Source organism: Maribellus comscasis, assembly GCF_009762775.1.
Taxonomy (GTDB): Bacteria; Bacteroidota; Bacteroidia; order Bacteroidales; family Prolixibacteraceae; genus Draconibacterium; species Draconibacterium comscasis.
On record NZ_CP046401.1, the window covers coordinates 7,591,987 to 7,609,479 of the forward strand.

The window sequence follows — 17,493 nt, forward strand, 5'->3', positions numbered from 1 at the left end:
ATATTAACTTATTTTATACAACCCCATAACCATATCATCTTACTAAATCTTACTCTTCAACTATTGTTTAAAAGAATAACATTTCACCTCAATAATAAAATACTTATATACAATCAATTATAAATTAATTTAATTATTTTTTGCTATTATAAAAGAAAAAATACATACATTTGCTAAAACGTTTTTGTTATTTACAATATTAATTCAATTATTAGATTTTTAATGTTTATGAAAAAAATATCTGATTATATTCTTGCATCATTACTGGCATTAATCGTTGCAATTATGTTCACACAGGTAGTATTCAGATATACATTTAACAACTCACTTTCCTGGAGTGAAGAGATTGCAAAATTTCTTTTTATCTGGATTACGTTTATTGGAGCCGCTTTGTGTTTTAGAGATTATATGCACCTTGGTGTAGACTTTTTATTAGAGAAGGTACCTGGCAAATATAAAACTTTACTACTCATTTTCAACACACTCCTAATAACTGCTTTTAACGGCGGGATGATAGTTTTAGGATTTATGTGGGTAAATGATGTATCCGGTACTCTAAGCCCGGCAGTAGGACTTCCTTTAAATATAGTCTTCTATGCAGCTCTTCCCTGCTCTGCGCTACTGTCATTCATTTATGGATTGGTAAGATTACGGAAAGAATTTAAGAAAATTAATTAAAACAAGTTAAGCAAATGATATTTCTAATAATATGCATGTTGTTGTTACTAATACTTGGAGTAAGAATTGCCTATGCACTTGGTATCAGTTCTTTGCTTTACATCATACTCTTTACAGATATATCTCCAATGGTGATTGCACAACAAATATCAGCAGGCTCAGACTCAATCGTATTACTTGCTCTTCCATTTTTTTTATTGGCCGGAGAAATTATGAATGCAGGAGGAATTACACATCGTTTGATCAGATTTGCAATGTCATTAATTGGCAACATCAGAGGAGGTCTTTCATTTGTTGTTGTTATAACAAACATGATCATGGCAGCAGTATCAGGCGCTGCAATTGCGAGTGGGGCTGCTGTTGGTTCTGTTATGATTAAATCGATGGAAGAAAAAGGGTATAATAAAGGATTTGCAGGCGCAATAAATGCAGCGGCTGCTACCATTGGACCGGTGATCCCACCAAGTGTTGGTTTTATTATATATGCTTCTGTTTCAAATGCCTCAGTTGGGAAACTATTTATCGCAGGAATAATTCCAGGAATAATACTTGGTTTAGGAATGATGATATTTTGTTATATTCTATCGATCCGCCACAATTTCCCAGCAGGAGAAAAAAGGAACTGGAATGAAGTAATTTTAAGTTTTAAAAGTGCAATATGGTCATTGTTAATGCCGGTTATAATAATTGGGGGTATAATGTCCGGAGCCGTTACAGCTACTGAAGCAGGTGTAATTGCGGTTGTATATGGTTTAATCGTTGGTATATTTATACACAGGGATATTTCCATTAAAACTCTTCCGGCCATTTTTACCAATACCGCCAAACAAACCGCACGTATTATGATTGTGATAGCCTGCGCATCTGCTTTTGGCTGGATTATTTCCCGAGAAATTGAACCTAGTCTCTTTGTTGAAAATGTTTTGTCAGTTGCTGGTCAAAAATGGATTTTCATGTTTGTCATCATCATAATCATTATCGCATTGGGCACTTTCATGGAAGGTGGAAGTATAATGATAATATTAACACCTTTAATACTTCCAATATTATTAACGCTAGGTATTGATATAGTTCACTTTGGCGTAATGTTTCAGTTAGCCATCATGCTTGGATTAATAACTCCTCCGGTTGGTATACTATTATTTGTAATATCCGGTGCAGGAAATATAGAGATCAAAGACATAATTATGAATATTTGGCCGTTTTATTTGGTAATTCTGATAGTAATAATCACTTGTGCGATATTCCCGGAAACAACCTTATGGCTTATAAATACTCTTGGTAACAATATAAGCTGATTTTAATTTTTTAAAAGAGACTCATATTAAGACTTTAACGCAAATAAAAGGAATGGTGCATAATTCAAAATATAGCAAATTCGACAAACCCTTATTGGTTGATTATTTGGCAACAAAACAAGTAACAAAGTCTCTTTTGAAATATTATTCCCTCAAAAATGAGAACGAATTACTCAATAAGCTTAAATCTGATTTTTATTACCTGTCATGCAGGGATATAAGTCAAAATGAAAGTTGCTTTCCATTTTACAGGGGGCCTAAACTTAAAATAACAGATACCAAAAGAATTTGTCCATTGGGTATTCATTGGAAAAGATTGGTATATGATGATAAATTTGGAGTGGATGAAGCAATTAATAGCCCCTTATCTTCGGAATTTATTAAAGAAGAGGATATTTTAAACTTAAAATTACCTGACCCTCGTTGGTTTGATTTTTCACCCCTTACGAAAGAATGTGATTTAAATGCAAAAAGAATCATTGTAGGGGGATTATGGTCTGCCATTCATGGAGATAGTTACCGGATGATGGGATACGAGAATTTTCTTTTAAACATTGCTTTAAATAAAAACCTGGTTCAGTTACTTGTGAATCGAATGACTGACTTTTATATTGAAATGAATACTCGCTATTTTGAAGTAGTTAAAGATAAAATGGACGTCTTTTTTATGGGTAATGACTTTGGTTCGCAATCCGGATTAATGATAAGCGAGGAAGATTGGTATGAAATTTATTACAACAATTATAAAAAACTTATTGACCTTGCACATTCCTTTAACCTCAAGGTAATGGTGCATTCGTGTGGCTCCATTGAGCCTTTAATCCCATATTTTATTAAGCTTGGAGTTGATATAATTGACCCGGTTCAAACTACAGCAAAAGGAATGGACCCACAAGCTTTAGGAGAAAAATATGGAAAAAAAATCTCATTTCATGGTGCAATCGATACTCAATCTGTAATACCATATGGAACTTCAGAGGATATTGAGACACATGTTTCAATTTTGATACGACACCTAAATAAAAATAAAAATTACATTGCTGCTCCCTCAAACAATTTTATGACCGGAACACCCCCGCAAAATATTGATACCGTTTATGAAACCATTAATAAATTAAAAAGTAATGAATTTTTACAATAAAATAATAATACTTCTTCTGGTAACATTTATTGTAAGTTCCTGTTCAACAAAAAAGAATTATAAAGAATTCCGACTTGCATACGTAATGGCTCCGGGAGGTACCTCCCATGCTGCAGCCGAACAATTTAGCAAACTAGTATCCCAAAAATCCGGGGGAAAAATAAGGGTAAAACTCTATCCAAATGGAATTTTAGGCAACGACAGAATTCTGGTCGAAGGATTAAGCCTCAGAAGCATTGATATGATTATCGCAGGACCATCTATTATTGGGTGGAATGCTCCCGAATATGGAGTTATCGAAGCTCCTTTTGTTTTCAATAGCTATGCGCATATGGAAAAAGTAATGTATGGAAAAATAGGGAAAGAAATTGAATCAGCCATTTATAAAAACCGGAAGATTCATTTTCTTGCTTTTCTCCACCGTGGACCAAGATATTTAACTACGACCAACAAAATCGTAAAAACGCCTGAAGATTTAAACGGATTAAAACTTCGTGTACCTGAATTACCCATTTATATAAAATCATGGAAAACATTTAGTGCAAATCCTACTCCATTAGCATACTCCGATATGTTTATGGCACTAAAACAGGGTGTCGTTGAGGGTCAGGAGAATCCACTGGAAGTAATCTATACAAGCCATTTATATGAGACACAAAAGTATATAATGAAGACAGAGCATCTCATTAGCTTTTATATTGCTTGTATTGGTGATTACTTTTTTAAAAAATTTGATAAAAATGAACAAAAAATAATTATCGATTCAATTAAAGAAGCAGCTCAATATCAAAACGATTTGGTAAAAGAGTACGAAGAAAAGTTTACAGATGAATTAAAAGCAGCTGGTGTTAAGTTTATTGATGTAGATAGAAATGCGTTTGAACAACTTGCGGTTCAAAAACTACCCAAGTTATTCAAAGATGTCTGGGCACCTGACATTTACCAACGAATACGAGATGTAAAATAAAAGAAGATAGCATTAAAAACACATTTAACTATTACTACTTAAATAATGAACAATACAACTAACGTATAATATAAATCTGACTCATAAAATACATAGAGATAACAAATAAAAAAACAAAAAATTATAACCACATGATAAAACCGAATATTGTTTTGGAGAAAATGAAAAATGGAGTTTTCTCTCTTGGGGGATGGGTTCTGTCAAACTCAGTATCCTCAGCAGAAATAATGGCTCAGGCAGGATTTGATTGGGTATGCATTGATGCCGAACATTCATCTGTCTCTAAAGAAACAGCAACTAACATGATTAGGGCGATTGAATTACACGGCGCTGAACCATTCGTCAGAATTAGTCTGAATGATGAAGTAGAAATAAAAAAATACATGGATATAGGAGCCAGGGGCATCATTGTACCCATGATAAAATCTTATGATGAGATAGAAAAAGCAATTTCATTTATAAAATATCCACCGTCAGGAAACCGGTCTTATGCTATTCCCAGATGCACAGGGTATGGAGACTGGTCAAACGAATATTATGAGAATGCCAACCAACAAACTTTTATCGCCATCATGATTGAACATATTGATGCGGTCAGAGATATTGACAAAATATTCTCTCATAAAGGGATTGATGCTATTTTGATTGGCCCTTATGATTTGTCTGGTTCAATGGATATTCCAGGGCAATTTGAAAATGAAAAATTTGTGGAAACACTGGAGTATATCCACAAAAAAGCAATAGAGTATTCTATTACAATGGGTATACACGAAGTACATCCATCTTTGAAAAAAATTAACAATTTCATCAATCAAGGTTATAAATTTATTGCCTGTGGCATTGATACTCTCTTCATTTTGGAACGGTCAAAAGAATTCGCCCAACTTAATACTTAATAATTTTAAAATACAATCATTTTGATTTTAGGATCATTAAAAAATACAGAAACAGCTGAAAAAGTTCACTACCTTTTTAAAAAAGCTTTTGACTATATCAAAACTGCTGATCTAACTACAATTCCATCTGACGGAACCAGAATTGAGCTTGAAGGAAACAAACTTTATTTCGTTATCAATGAATATTTAGGTAAAACACGTCAGGATCTAATAGGAGAAGCCCATCGAAAATACATTGATATTCAGGTTCTGTTAGAAGGAACTGAATCGATGGGCTGGATTGAACTATCTGAATGCAGGAAATTATTAAAACCGTATGATTCAGAGAAAGATGCAGTCTTATACAATGATACGCCTTCCTCCTATATTCAGGTCTCTCCCGGAGAATTTGTAATCTTCTTTCCTGAAGATGTGCATGCGCCGGGGATTAGCACTGAAAATATAAAAAAATTAGTTGTAAAAGTGTTGATTTAATGCGTTGCTTATTGTTTATAGCTTCCCGCAGTATTTATATGAAGTTAAAAATTCTGAGGAAGCGAGCTACCCCAATTACAATTTCTGGATTTTTTTAAATAAAGTTATGAATACGAAATACTGGAATACAGATAAGGAACTTTTTGATATAATCAGGAAAGAGTTATATACGGCAGTGATCGGTGACATAATGGACAAAATGAACCTGAAACATCAGTTTCTGCCTCCTCAAATCCGTCCTCTCAAAGAAGAAATGTTCATTACCGGACGGGCGATGACAGTACTTGAGGCTGATTATTTTGAAGAACTAAGCCCTGGTTCAAATAATCCTTTAATGAATAAGCCTTTTGGGCTCATGCTCGAAGCTCTGGATAATATAAAACAGGGAGAAGTATACATATGTTCCGGCGCTTCGCCCTCATATGCCCTGGTTGGCGAATTGATGATGACAAGGATTAAAATGTGCGGAGGTGCAGGTGCAGTGGTTAATGGTTATTCTCGTGACACATTGGGAATTTACAAAACAGATATTCCTGTTTTTTCATATGGACCGTATGCCCAGGATCAGGCACCAAGAGGTAGGGTAATTGACTACCGTGTCCCGATTGAAATGAACGGAGTACGCATCATTCCGGGAGATATAATTATCGGAGATATTGATGGAGTATGTGTAGTACCGCAAAATCACGAACAGGAAATTATTGTCAGAGCTTTGGAAAAAGCCAGGGGAGAAAAAGCCGTACTAAACGCAATAAAAGGAGGAATGAGCGCCGTTGATGCGTGGAATAAGTACGGAATCATGTGATGAATAAGCTCTTAGAGAAATATTAAAAATTCACTCAGGATGAAAATAACCGATGTTAAGGTTTGGCTGGTTGAAGGGATAAAGTACAACTGGACCATGCTAAAAATATATACCGATGAAGGGTATACCGGTGTGGGAGAAGCAACCAACTGGCCGGGGAGCCAAATTGTTGAAGCTGCCGCAATTGAAGTTGGACAACGAATTATCGGGTATGACCCAATGCGCACCGATTTTATCTGGACAAAGTTATACCGCGATTTAAACTGGGTTGGGCCATTTGGGGCCAGTATGTGCGCCATCTCCGGAATCGACATGGCCCTCCTTGACCTAAAGGCTAAAGTACTGGGAGTACCAATGTATGAATTATTAGGGGGAGCATTTCGGAAAAAAATCAGGCTTTATGCGAATTACTGGTTTACTAAGGGCGGACATAATGCAAAAGATTATGCCAGTCAGGCCCTCAGTGTCATAAAGGCCGGATTCAAGGGTGTAAAATTTGACCCGTTTGCCCATGTGAATTACTTCTATGGGGAAGATTTGAATGTAGACCTTGGACTAACTTTTGAGCAGCAAAACAGGGCTTATGAAGTTAGTAAAGCAGTAAGAAATGCCATCGGCCCTGAAGCTGACTTGATGATTGAGACTCATGCCATGCTGAATTTCAAAACAGCAACCGCGATGGCAGAACGTCTGGCAGAATTGGACATTACCTGGTTTGAAGAACCAGCAGGCCCTGAAAGTGCAACTACCTTACGTACAATGCGTGAGCGAATCTCCTCAAAGGTATCGATCTGTGTCGGTGAAAGACACTATACGCGCCACGGTATAAGGGATCTGCTTGAAAAACAGGTTGCCGACATAATAATGCCTGATATTACAAGGTGTGGTGGTCCATCGGAAATGAAAAGAATGGCGACAATGGCGGAAACTTATAGCGTACAGGTAGCTCCGCATAATCCTAACGGTCCGTTATCGACGTTGGCAAGTGCTCATGTCTGCGCGTCAATTCCAAATTTTTTCAGACAGGAATTTATGTTTAACGATGTCCCCTGGCGCGATACTATAATTGATTATTCAATAAACGATTTAATTGTTGATGGTCACCTTGTATTACCGGAAAGAACTGGATTAGGAGTTGATTTAAATGAAACAGAAATGGAAAAACACCCGGGGGTAAGAAAGCCTAGAGCTGGATTTTATATTTAAAATTTAAGCTATTGACAGTTTTATCATGTTAAATTTCATAGTGTATGGAGAAAGCTTATAAAACTATAATCACAAGTACGATACCAAAAGAATGGGTCAAAAAACTCTCTTCAATTTCGGAAGTAATCATATGGCCCGGAGGTAATCATTTTTTGATGCCAAGAGATTATCTGATTAAAATTTTGCCTGAAACAGATGCAATTATAAATACAGCTGATGTAAAGGCTGACAAAGAGCTTTTAAACCATGCGTCAAGGCTCAAGATAGTTGCAAATGCATCGATTGGTTATGATAACCTAAACCTAAAAGAACTAACAACAAGAGGAATCTGGGCCTGCAATACACCTGGCTTTTTTAACTATCCTGTTGCGGAATATATTATAGCAGGTATGTTAACGCTTTCAAGAAAACTTGGTGAAGCAGAAAGATTTGTAAGACAAAATGAATGGAACGCCTTTGAACCAGGTAGGTGGGACGGCAAAAGCCTGAAGGAAATGAGTATCGGAATTGTGGGCATGGGTGCAATCGGCACTGAGCTGATGAATCTGGCAAAAGCATTTGGAATGAAAGTCAGGTACTATGATCATAATAGACAAAAAATACCGGGATACACAAATCTTGACAAACTACTAAATACTAGCGATTTTGTTTCAATCAATGTCCCCTTAAACAGTTCCACAAAACACATGGTAAACCAGAATTTTCTTAACAAATTAAAAGACGATGCAATATTGATAAACACATCAAGAGGTGCTGTTGTAGAGCAGAATGCTTTGATTAAAGCACTAAAATCAGGTCAAATTAAAGGTGCAATCCTCGATGTCTTTGAAAATGAACCTTATGTTCCCACTGACCTGAGAAAACTTGAAAATGTTTTTATTACCCCACATATAGCTGGTGGCACCAAGTCAGCACGTAAAGCAAGCATGGAAAGTGCCGCTTTCAATGTTTTTTGTGTTTTATCCGGTAACAAACCAATTAATTCATTAAACCAAATAGAATAATTATTTCATTCCAAAATACTCACATGAAAATTAAAAATATTGAAATATTTAAAATTCCACCGCGATGGCTTTTTCTAAAAATCACAACAGAATCAGGAATATCAGGTTGGGGAGAGCCTGCGCTGGAGGGTAAAACTGATTCTGTAATAGCTGCCATTCATGACATGAAACAATATCTGATTGGACAAAATGCAGAAGAGATTGAACATATATACAATTTGCTCACTAAAGGAAGCTTTTACAGAGGTGGAGTAATTATGATGAGTGCCGTTTCCGGAATAGAACAGGCGCTTTGGGATATAAAAGGGAAACATTTAAATACTCCTGTCTATAACCTGCTGGGGGGAGCAGTGAGAGAAAAAGTAAGAATTTATGGCTGGATAGGAGGAGACTCTCCAACTGATTTGATCTCTCAGGCTCAAAGAAGAATTGATTCAGGTTATACAGCCTTAAAAATAAATGCATGTGGTAAAACAGAATGGATTGTTTCTCCTTCCGAAACAAAAAGTATAATACAAAGGCTAAAAGAATTGAGAGCAGCAGTTGGAGATAAAATTGAGATCGGTATTGATTTTCATGGAAGAGTTCATAAATCAGCGGTGAAACGCCTTGTTAAAGAATTGGAAGAATTTTGCCCCATGTTTTATGAAGAGCCTCTACTTCCTGAATATATCGATCAACTAAAAGATGTTGCAAATTATACCACCGTTCCCATAGCTTTTGGCGAACGTTTGGTCGGTCGCAGAGAATTTAAAAGTTTAATAAACAATGGAATTGTGGATATTATTCAACCTGACATTAGCCATACCGGTGGTATATGGGAAATACGTAAGATTGCCGCCATGGCTGAAACATCAGATATCGCCCTCGCACCTCATTGTCCTCTTGGTCCCATTGCATTTGCAGCTTCATTACACATCAATACGTGCTGTCCAAATGTAATTATCCAGGAAACCAGCCAGGGAATTCATTATAACGAAGGGACAGATATGCTTGATTATATAATAAACAAAAAGGATTTATCAATAATAGATGGTTTCATTCCAAACCTTGAAAAACCAGGCCTTGGCATTGAAATAGACGAGAAGTTTGTTAAAGAAATGTCAAAAATTGGTCATAACTGGAGAAATCCAATATGGTATGGAAAGGATGGAAGTTTACTTGAATGGTAACCTAAAACGCTAACCATGGAAAAAAAAATAATATGTTTTGGTGAAATAATGTTACGCCTGGCGGCACCCGGATACCTAAGATTTAGTCAGGCAAACGAGTTTGTTGCTACCTATTGCGGAGGAGAAGCGAATGTCGCTGTTTCATTGGCAAATTTTGGCATGGATGCAGAATTTGTAACTCGTTTGCCAAAAAATGATATATCTGATGCATGTCTTAGAAGTTTACATAAAAATGGCGTGAATACAAAAAATGTCATTTTTGGTGGGGAAAGATTAGGTCTGTACTATTTGGAAACAGGGGCAGTAACCAGACCCGGTAAAGTGATTTATGATAGGGAGCATTCCTCTTTCTCTGAAATTAATCCTGGCATGATCGACTGGAAAAATATATTGAGAAATGCCGACTGGTTTCATTGGACCGGGATCACGCCAGCAATTTCAGAAGGAGCTGCTGAAGCATGTTTGGAGGCGATAGAAGTAGCGCAAAAAATGGGATTAATTATATCAACCGATTTGAACTACCGGAAAACTCTGTGGAAATATGGAAAAACGGCTGCTGAAGTTATGCCAAAGCTAGTTGAGAAAAGTGATATTATTCTTGGGAACGAAGAAGATGCAGAAACAATATTTGGAATAAAGCCTGAAGGTTTCGATGCAACAAAAACGCTAGGTAATGTTAATGGAAATGAATTCTACTCGGTTTGTGAAAAGTTAATGGCGAAATTTCCAAATGCAAAAAAAATAATTATCACTCTACGCGGTTCTTTTAATGCGAATCACAACACCTGGGCAGGTGTTCTCTTCAACGGGAAGCAATTGCTAAAATCACCCACTTATGATATTACCCACATAGTTAACCGGGTAGGCGGCGGTGATTCTTTTATGGGGGGATTGATTTATGGATTATTGACTTATCCAAATGAAGATCAAAAAGCTTTGAACTTTGCAACTGCGGCATCCTGCTTAAAGCATACTATTTATGGCGACTTTAACCTTTCAACAGTTACAGAAGTAGAGAGGTTAATGTCAGGTGACGGGAGTGGACGGGTAAATAGATAAGCAAATTATAAAACAGTATTAAATAAAACTCACATCAACCTTGGTACTAAAATTTCATGCAAATTCCATCTGTTTCCTTAAAAAACTTAAATTATAGTCAAATGAAAACTTCAATTAAAAAAAATAAATTCTCCTGGGATAAATTTAAACAAATGCCTGTTATTGGGATAGTTCGTGGGATTTCAATCGATGATTTTAAAAACATATTACCTATTTACATAAAGGCAGGCTTTACAACTATTGAGGTAACAATGAATACAAATGATGTTGAGTCACTTGTAAGGCACGCTATTAAAGAGTACCCTGATATAAATGTAGGAACAGGAACAGTTTGTAGTCTCAAGGATTTGGAACATGCATTGAATTTTGGTTCGCAATTTATTGTTTCTCCGATTATAAACTATGATGTTATCAAAACTTGTGTTAAATACAACATCCCAGTATTTCCAGGTGCATTAACACCAACTGAGATATATAGTGCCTGGGAACTAGGAGCTTCAGCCGTGAAAGTATATCCGGCAGGCAATTTTGGAGCAGGTTATATAAAGGATGTAAAGGGCCCGCTAAACGACATAAAGATAATTCCTACAGGAGGAATAAATCTTGATAATATACAAAGGTTTCTGGATGCAGGTGTAGAAGGACTAGGTATCGGTAGTCCTTTATTTGACAATACGCTCATAAATTCCCAAAACTGGCTTGCGCTGGAAAACCACTTTTTAAAATTTACAAGAATTCTCCAAAACCATTACAAAAAAAACATAAAATGAAAGTAGTTATACAAAAAGACCTATTTGAACGTAGCTTTGAAGTCTTTTCGAATGCAGAAAAAACACACGGGATTCAGTTTATTCAAACCGAAATACTCGATGAGAATACTATGCTTAAACAGCATACTTCAGGTATAAATTGTTTTGTAATTGGTGCTGAAAAATATTCTCGTAGTTTTTATAACTCATTAAAAGAAGGTTCAGCCGTAATTCGTTATGGAGTCGGCTATAATGCGGTACCAATAGACATCTGTATCCAAAAAAATATAAAAGTTGCTTTTACGCCAGGAACATTAACGGATTCTGTTGCAGAACACACATTTGCTTTGTTATTGGGTGTTGTAAGAAAATTGCCGGAATTACATCAGTCAGTAAAATCCGGTAACTGGAAAGGATTAACCGGACTTGAATTAAAAAATAAGACAATTGCATTAATTGGATATGGGCAAATAGGACAGGCAGTAGCTAAAATTGCCAAGCTTGGCTTTGGAATGAAAGTAGTCGCATATGATATCAAAGAAATGAATAGTGATGATTTATTAGACAATTATTCTAATGATTTTAAATCAATCGTTAAGAATGCTGATATAATAAGTCTACATTTAGCAACTGTGCCTGACACACTAGGATTTATTAACAAAGAACGAATTGGAATGCTGAAAGATGGAAGCATATTCATTAACACAGCAAGGGGAGAATTAATAATTGAAAAGGATTTTTACGAAGCACTGGATACAGGCAAAATCAAAGCTGCCGGATTAGATGTATTTGAAAATGAACCCTATCATCCAAAATCTGAAGTAGATTTCAGAAAATTAGACAATGTTGTACTAACTCCGCATTGCGGCTCAAATACCATAGAAGCTAGTACCAGAATGGCAGAACTTGTTATTAGAAATATATTGGCATACTATTCTTCAAATGAAATGAACCTTATACCTGAAATTAAAAATAACCGTTAAAAAAAACATTTAAGATCGCTAAGGTCTCTCTCCAAATATTCGTTTCTATCTCTTTATAAATATACAAAAAATCAAGCTAAAATATTAGCTAAGGTAGAAAGTGGATACACTTTAATATTTTCCTACTTTTTTATAAATCTTTGTTTATGTTACCTATTGCATACAGAGGGCAAACATTCACTAATCCTATCTTTCCAAAATTTTCCAAAGATGTCCTGACTCCTAATTTGGTTTTTTTTAATTCCATAAACTGGTATAAGCTCTGCATTGCTCCCCTGGTACCTGCTTTTACTTCAACAGGAAGTATATCTCCCCGGTCAGAAACAACGTAATCGACTTCTGCCTGCGCACCTTTTTTTAGCCTCAGCCAATAGTAGAGTTCCCTTCGTTCGTAAGGGCTTCCGTTTTTTAACAGCTCTAATCCAACAAATACTTCCGACATTGAACCTTTATTTACTAAATCGATTTCTGATGAAAGTAAAACCGTTTTCATATCAAGATCAAGTAACCGTTCTAATAATCCGGTATCCAGGAACAGGAATTTTCTGAATTTTGGGTTTATCTCTGCCCCCAAAGGAAGACCGTTCGCAGCAGTATGGGTAACCGGGACAACGAGCCCTGCCATAGTCAGTAAATCCAACGCCTCTTTAATTTTAACAGATTCCACCTCTCCTGTAACTTGTGAATAAACGAACTTGCTTCCTGACTGGAGGGCTACTGACCGGAGTGTTTGTTGCAGAATAAGCGGGGATATCCTTTTTTTATATTTTGCGAAATCATCTGTATAGGTTTGTAAAATATCATTTTGAACCAGTCGACAATGAAGGTAATCGTTCTTCTCGATCCAGGTGCTTACCGATTCGGGCATTCCTCCAACCAACAGAAAAGTACGTAAAAGGTCTGTCAGCTTATTGTGCATAGGCAAAGAAAGTGGCTTTTCAGCAGAAGCGTTATTCTTTTCTTCTACTAATCCCTCTAATCCCTGGGCCTGAAGAAATTCATCAAAAGAAAAAGGATATAAAAACAGTGAACGAATCCGGCCTACCCCGAAAGAAGGGATTTCCTGCAAGGCAAATTCAAGCAAAGATCCTGCCGCCACGACATGGAGCTCCTGAAATTCTTCGTAAAAGAAACGTAAGGAAGCAATAGCAGGCAAACAAGCCTGTATCTCGTCAAAAAATAAAAGTGTTTTACCTGCAATAATCGAAATGCCGGATATTGCCGAGAGTTTTGTACAGATGTCTTTCGGGTTTATTGTTCCGGTAAAAAGGTTGGCAATATCGGGTTGACGTTCAAAATTTACTTCCAGAAAATATTCGAATGAACGCCCTAGATTGCGTATTGCAGATGATTTTCCCACCTGCCGTGCACCCCGTAGCAATAAAGGTTTATGTCTCACATCATCCTTCCATCCATTCAAATAGCGGTCAATACTCCTTGTAAAATATATATTTCCATTTTGCAACATATTTCGACTTCGTTTCTATTTAAATTATTGCAAGCACACAAGATTTTCCCAAAAAGAACCATCGTAAAAGTTACATTTTATAACAAAATCCATATCGTAAAAATAATATTTTCATGCAAAAGTACCATCATAAAAGTACTATTTTGTAATAACGACAATTTTGCATTATTAACATACAACAGAATAAAATGGAAACAACACAGCAGAATAAAATAGTAGAAGTACAAAATATTATCGAACAAAAATCAGTGGTATAACTGTGAAATAATGTATTATAAACCTCAGAGTGGAAACGCCAGTCAAATTGACCACCCCAGGCCAATTTAAATTGACCATCGACCATTTTCAACAAAAAGAGAACGTTTTTCTTCTGTCAGATTACAACAAATTTACTGTTTTTTATTCACTATAAATGTTTCGTTTTTTTCTCATCGATTCACCCATCAGCTCAATCCTGTGCGATTGATGGATCAACCGGTCAAGTATGGCATCGGCAATCGTTTTCTCCCCGATTATTTCATACCACTTACTAACGGGCAGCTGTGATGTTACAAGCATAGATCCTTTATTGTGCCTATCTTCAATTAACTCTAACAGAGCTATCCGGTTTTGGCTATCTAAGGGTTGCAGGCCAAAGTCATCGAGTATTATTAACTGATGCCTGGCCATTTTTGCAAGTTCTTTGAGATAAGATCCATCGGCTTTTGCCATTTTTAGTTTAGAAAACAGCTTGGTTGTATTAAAGTACAAAACCCTGTATCCCTCGATACAGGCCTGATACCCTAAGGCTGTTGCAATGTAGCTTTTGCCGGCACCGGTGCTGCCCGATATTAATACATTCTCGTTTTTATTAATAAAATCGCATTCAGCCAGTCTTAACAGTTTTGTCCGATCGATATTTCTTGTATGTTCGTACACCACGTTTTCAATGGTTGCTTTATAGTGGAACCTTGCATTTTTTATCAATCGCTCTATCTTGCGGTTGTTGCGATCGTCCCACTCGGCATCTGTTATCATCGATACAAACTGGTCGATGGTGTAATCATCGGTTTTACCTGTTTCGACAGCTGTTTTAAAAGCCCCATGCATACCATGGAGCTTCATCTGTTTCATTCGTGTTAATGTTACTTCGTTCATTGTTTTTTACTTTATCAGTTGTAATATTTTCCTCCCCTTATGTTGTTATGAAAAGGAAGTTCCGGTTCGTCCGGTTTTTCATCATCAAGTTTATCCAACCCTTTTTCCAGTATCTTTTGTATGATTTTGTAGTTGTAAACCTGATGTTCCAATGCACGTTTACACGCATTGGCAAGCCTTTCTTCCCCAACCTTTTTGGCAAAAGCCAATACGCCCATACAGCTTTTATAGGATTGTTCAGGGTGTTGTTTTCTTTCCAGCACATTGATTATAAATTCCTTTACACTCTCGTCAATTGAAGCTGCCCAGTTGATAAAACGCTGCGGTGTCCAGTCGGTAACAAACTGGTGTGTTGTTGCCAGGTGGTCTTTGTTTGTGGTGTAGAAGTATTTACGTCCATCTCTTTTGTGCAAAGCTATGCGGTTGTATTTATGGTATATTTCAACGGTTTTTGATGTAAACACCAGCTTTACCTTCTTCTTTAAATACTGACACGGAACGCTGTAATAATGTTTGTCTTTGCTTAACAGCACGTGCCCGTTCATGGCTACGGTGGCTATTGCTATTTCTTTAATCTCGTATTTTTCTACAGGTAATGCGGTAAGCTTGCCTTTTTCGTCTTCAACGAATAATTGATACCGGGACGTTGGCCTGCCGGTTAACTTTTTGTTGTTATGCTTGTCCAGTTCATCCCAAATTGCACTGTTAAGCTCTTCTAAACTGTAAAAATCTTTGCCGCGCAAGGCCGGATATATTCTTTGGTATAATATCTTGACTGCTCCTTCTGCCAGTGACTTGTCCCGGGGACGGTAAGCCCGAGCCGGAAGAACTGTTGTACCGTAATGTTCGGCAAAGTCCATAAACGTTTCGTTAATGGTAGGTTCAAACCGGCTGCTTTTGGTTACGGCAGACTTTAGGTTATCAGGGACAATAGCTGCAGGAACTCCCCCGTAAAAGTGCAGTGCATTTTCAACCGAAGCAACAAAGTCTTCTTTTTGTTGGCTCGGTGAGGCTTCTGCATAGGTGTATTGACTGGCCCCCAGTATGGCAACAAAAAACTGTACCTCTTCAATCTCGCCTGTTTCTTTATTGATAATTTCCAGGGTTTTGCCAGCGTAGTCAATAAACATCTTATCGCCTGCTTTATGCTCCATATGCATTACCGGGTTAACCTTTTTATTCCAACGCAGGTAGTGGGCTTTAAACTGGCTTAGTTTTAGTCCATCGGGATGTTTTTCATAATATTCTTCCCACATCAGCTGTTTGGTAACGCCGGTCTTTTTTAATTCACGCTCCATGTAGGGAAAGAAGTTATAAACCTTTTTTAGCTTTGGGGAAAGAACATCTTCGGTATCCCTGCTAAAGATCTTTTCCAGCTCGGAATCACTCTTCTTATCAATATCATCAATTGTAAGGTTTAACACCTTGTATAGAGCGATATACTTCTTGACCGTATTGCGTGAAAGGCCCAGGTACCTACTGATAAATTGCTTTGCTTTTCCCTGGTGGTGTAACTGAATGACTTTTCTTACTTTACTCATGTCGATTAATTTATTAGCCATGTTTTCATATTAATTTGTTTAAATCAGTATGAAATTATGGCTTCGACAGAAGTAAAATCAATCTCTTTTGGTGGGTGGTCACTTTAGTCCGGCGCTGGTGGTCAATTTGCTCCGGCACGCGGTGGTCAGTTTAAACTGGCGAGGGTGGTCATTTTATTCCGGCCTGGGGTGGTCAGTTTGACCGTTTTTTCCAGGCTGACCAGAAATCAATTCAAATTCGAGATAGATTTAAATATGAAGATATTGTACAGATTATTAACGAAATATAAAATGCACATACCCACAACACGCAATATACGTAAGCCGGGGGATGTGGGTAATTTTAACTTTTGTACATTTACTCAAAATTGTAACGGTTTGATAAGCTGGAGCTTCGAAATCCCGGCCTCCGCATATTGCCACCGTTACCGGTCAGTTTGAACAGCCAGAAAAACCAACATATAAAACTCAGAGTTTTAATATAATATAAACCAATACAACAACTAAAAAATGAAAACAAACATTCTAATTTACGTTTTAAGCTTAATTATTTTAATTGTATCAATAGTTTTAGTAGTAGAATTTCCTGACTCAAATAGGACTTTAACTATTGCTGGAGGAATAACCCTATTAGGTTTTGCCCTTAACATTGTAAGTTATGTGACAAAAAAGTAAATTGCTGCCTGTCAAAAACAGTTCTTTAAAATAGTCTGATAAGTTTTCCTATTGAAAATCCGGCAGTCAAAAAAATATTTGGTTGGGGGTTAAAAATCGCAAATTGAAAAGCCGCAGCAAACTAAAAACCTGCTGCCAACCGGACAAGGTTGTTTAATGTAAAATCCTTTGGATTTTGTTGGCACTTTCAGGCAGCTTTTCAATTCGGTAACCGTGGTTTTCCTGCTGCTGGTAAAGAGA

16 protein-coding genes are annotated in these 17,493 nt (G+C 36.8%); 13 read left to right on the top strand and 3 right to left on the bottom strand.

Annotation, left to right across the window (positions count from 1 at the left end; genetic code table 11):
- Positions 1-228: 228 nt before the first annotated feature.
- The 13 genes from GM418_RS30495 (at position 229) to GM418_RS30555 (ending at position 12,432) form a co-directional block, all read left to right on the top strand.
- Complete coding sequence (locus tag GM418_RS30495) at positions 229-678, top strand: TRAP transporter small permease (protein ID WP_158872065.1); 450 nt, start codon at positions 229-231, stop codon at positions 676-678.
- A 14-nt stretch (positions 679-692) separates the two neighbouring features.
- Entirely contained in the window at positions 693-1,976 is a 1,284-nt protein-coding gene (locus tag GM418_RS30500) for a TRAP transporter large permease (protein ID WP_158872067.1), read from the top strand.
- A 52-nt stretch (positions 1,977-2,028) separates the two neighbouring features.
- Positions 2,029-3,117 carry a uroporphyrinogen decarboxylase family protein gene (locus GM418_RS30505; RefSeq protein WP_158872069.1) on the top strand — a complete coding sequence of 363 codons (1,089 nt, stop codon included), beginning with the start codon at positions 2,029-2,031 and terminating at the stop codon, positions 3,115-3,117.
- Positions 3,101-4,084, top strand: coding sequence for a TRAP transporter substrate-binding protein (locus GM418_RS30510; protein WP_158872071.1), 984 nt, complete (start codon positions 3,101-3,103; stop codon positions 4,082-4,084). Before GM418_RS30505 ends, GM418_RS30510 begins: the two co-directional genes overlap by 17 nt.
- A gap of 131 nt (positions 4,085-4,215) precedes the next feature.
- Complete coding sequence (locus GM418_RS30515) at positions 4,216-4,980, top strand: HpcH/HpaI aldolase family protein (protein ID WP_158872073.1); 765 nt, start codon at positions 4,216-4,218, stop codon at positions 4,978-4,980.
- A 21-nt stretch (positions 4,981-5,001) separates the two neighbouring features.
- Positions 5,002-5,454, top strand: coding sequence for a NanQ anomerase/TabA/YiaL family protein (locus GM418_RS30520; RefSeq protein ID WP_158872075.1), 453 nt, complete (start codon positions 5,002-5,004; stop codon positions 5,452-5,454).
- A gap of 106 nt (positions 5,455-5,560) precedes the next feature.
- Complete coding sequence (locus GM418_RS30525) at positions 5,561-6,259, top strand: RraA family protein (RefSeq protein WP_158872077.1); 699 nt, start codon at positions 5,561-5,563, stop codon at positions 6,257-6,259.
- Positions 6,260-6,298: 39 nt separating this feature from the next.
- Positions 6,299-7,465 carry a mandelate racemase/muconate lactonizing enzyme family protein gene (locus GM418_RS30530; protein ID WP_158872079.1) on the top strand — a complete coding sequence of 389 codons (1,167 nt, stop codon included), beginning with the start codon at positions 6,299-6,301 and terminating at the stop codon, positions 7,463-7,465.
- A 44-nt stretch (positions 7,466-7,509) separates the two neighbouring features.
- A complete protein-coding gene (locus tag GM418_RS30535; protein WP_158872081.1) occupies positions 7,510-8,469 on the top strand; it encodes a 2-hydroxyacid dehydrogenase in 960 nt (319 codons plus the stop codon).
- A 23-nt stretch (positions 8,470-8,492) separates the two neighbouring features.
- Positions 8,493-9,641 (top strand): galactonate dehydratase, encoded by a 1,149-nt coding sequence (gene dgoD, locus GM418_RS30540; RefSeq protein WP_158872083.1) that lies wholly within the window; start codon positions 8,493-8,495, stop codon positions 9,639-9,641.
- 15 nt (positions 9,642-9,656) lie between these two features.
- The gene (locus tag GM418_RS30545; protein WP_158872085.1) at positions 9,657-10,700 is read left to right on the top strand and encodes a sugar kinase; all 1,044 of its coding nucleotides are present in this window, start codon (positions 9,657-9,659) and stop codon (positions 10,698-10,700) included.
- A 101-nt stretch (positions 10,701-10,801) separates the two neighbouring features.
- The gene (locus GM418_RS30550; RefSeq protein ID WP_217447652.1) at positions 10,802-11,470 is read left to right on the top strand and encodes a bifunctional 4-hydroxy-2-oxoglutarate aldolase/2-dehydro-3-deoxy-phosphogluconate aldolase; all 669 of its coding nucleotides are present in this window, start codon (positions 10,802-10,804) and stop codon (positions 11,468-11,470) included.
- Positions 11,467-12,432 carry a 2-hydroxyacid dehydrogenase gene (locus GM418_RS30555; RefSeq protein WP_158872087.1) on the top strand — a complete coding sequence of 322 codons (966 nt, stop codon included), beginning with the start codon at positions 11,467-11,469 and terminating at the stop codon, positions 12,430-12,432. The genes GM418_RS30550 and GM418_RS30555 overlap by 4 nt, the downstream gene beginning before the upstream one ends.
- 130 nt (positions 12,433-12,562) lie before the next feature.
- On the opposite strand, the gene GM418_RS30560 is transcribed toward GM418_RS30555, so the two are convergent.
- From GM418_RS30560 to istA, 3 genes are all read right to left on the bottom strand, one after another.
- A complete protein-coding gene (locus tag GM418_RS30560; protein WP_217447653.1) occupies positions 12,563-13,900 on the bottom strand; it encodes an ATP-binding protein in 1,338 nt (445 codons plus the stop codon).
- A 399-nt stretch (positions 13,901-14,299) separates the two neighbouring features.
- Positions 14,300-15,037 (bottom strand): IS21-like element helper ATPase IstB, encoded by a 738-nt coding sequence (gene istB, locus GM418_RS30565; protein WP_158862095.1) that lies wholly within the window; start codon positions 15,035-15,037, stop codon positions 14,300-14,302.
- 14 nt (positions 15,038-15,051) lie between these two features.
- On the bottom strand, positions 15,052-16,599 hold the full coding sequence (gene istA / locus GM418_RS30570) for an IS21 family transposase (protein WP_158862096.1): 1,548 nt from the start codon (positions 16,597-16,599) through the stop codon (positions 15,052-15,054).
- Positions 16,600-17,493: the final 894 nt, after the last annotated feature.

Excerpts from the sequence above, each read along its gene's own strand:
- GM418_RS30495 (WP_158872065.1), top strand. The coding sequence starts at position 229 with ATGAAAAAAATATCTGATTATATTCTTGCATCATTACTGGCATTAATC.
- GM418_RS30500 (WP_158872067.1), top strand. The coding sequence starts at position 693 with ATGATATTTCTAATAATATGCATGTTGTTGTTACTAATACTTGGAGTA.
- GM418_RS30505 (WP_158872069.1), top strand. The coding sequence starts at position 2,029 with ATGGTGCATAATTCAAAATATAGCAAATTCGACAAACCCTTATTGGTT.
- GM418_RS30510 (WP_158872071.1), top strand. The coding sequence starts at position 3,101 with ATGAATTTTTACAATAAAATAATAATACTTCTTCTGGTAACATTTATT.
- GM418_RS30515 (WP_158872073.1), top strand. The coding sequence starts at position 4,216 with ATGATAAAACCGAATATTGTTTTGGAGAAAATGAAAAATGGAGTTTTC.
- GM418_RS30525 (WP_158872077.1), top strand. The coding sequence starts at position 5,561 with ATGAATACGAAATACTGGAATACAGATAAGGAACTTTTTGATATAATC.
- GM418_RS30530 (WP_158872079.1), top strand. The coding sequence starts at position 6,299 with ATGAAAATAACCGATGTTAAGGTTTGGCTGGTTGAAGGGATAAAGTAC.
- GM418_RS30535 (WP_158872081.1), top strand. The coding sequence starts at position 7,510 with ATGGAGAAAGCTTATAAAACTATAATCACAAGTACGATACCAAAAGAA.
- dgoD (WP_158872083.1), top strand. The coding sequence starts at position 8,493 with ATGAAAATTAAAAATATTGAAATATTTAAAATTCCACCGCGATGGCTT.
- GM418_RS30545 (WP_158872085.1), top strand. The coding sequence starts at position 9,657 with ATGGAAAAAAAAATAATATGTTTTGGTGAAATAATGTTACGCCTGGCG.
- GM418_RS30550 (WP_217447652.1), top strand. The coding sequence starts at position 10,802 with ATGAAAACTTCAATTAAAAAAAATAAATTCTCCTGGGATAAATTTAAA.
- GM418_RS30555 (WP_158872087.1), top strand. The coding sequence starts at position 11,467 with ATGAAAGTAGTTATACAAAAAGACCTATTTGAACGTAGCTTTGAAGTC.
- GM418_RS30560 (WP_217447653.1), bottom strand. The coding sequence starts at position 13,900 with ATGTTGCAAAATGGAAATATATATTTTACAAGGAGTATTGACCGCTAT.
- istB (WP_158862095.1), bottom strand. The coding sequence starts at position 15,037 with ATGAACGAAGTAACATTAACACGAATGAAACAGATGAAGCTCCATGGT.
- istA (WP_158862096.1), bottom strand. The coding sequence starts at position 16,599 with ATGGCTAATAAATTAATCGACATGAGTAAAGTAAGAAAAGTCATTCAG.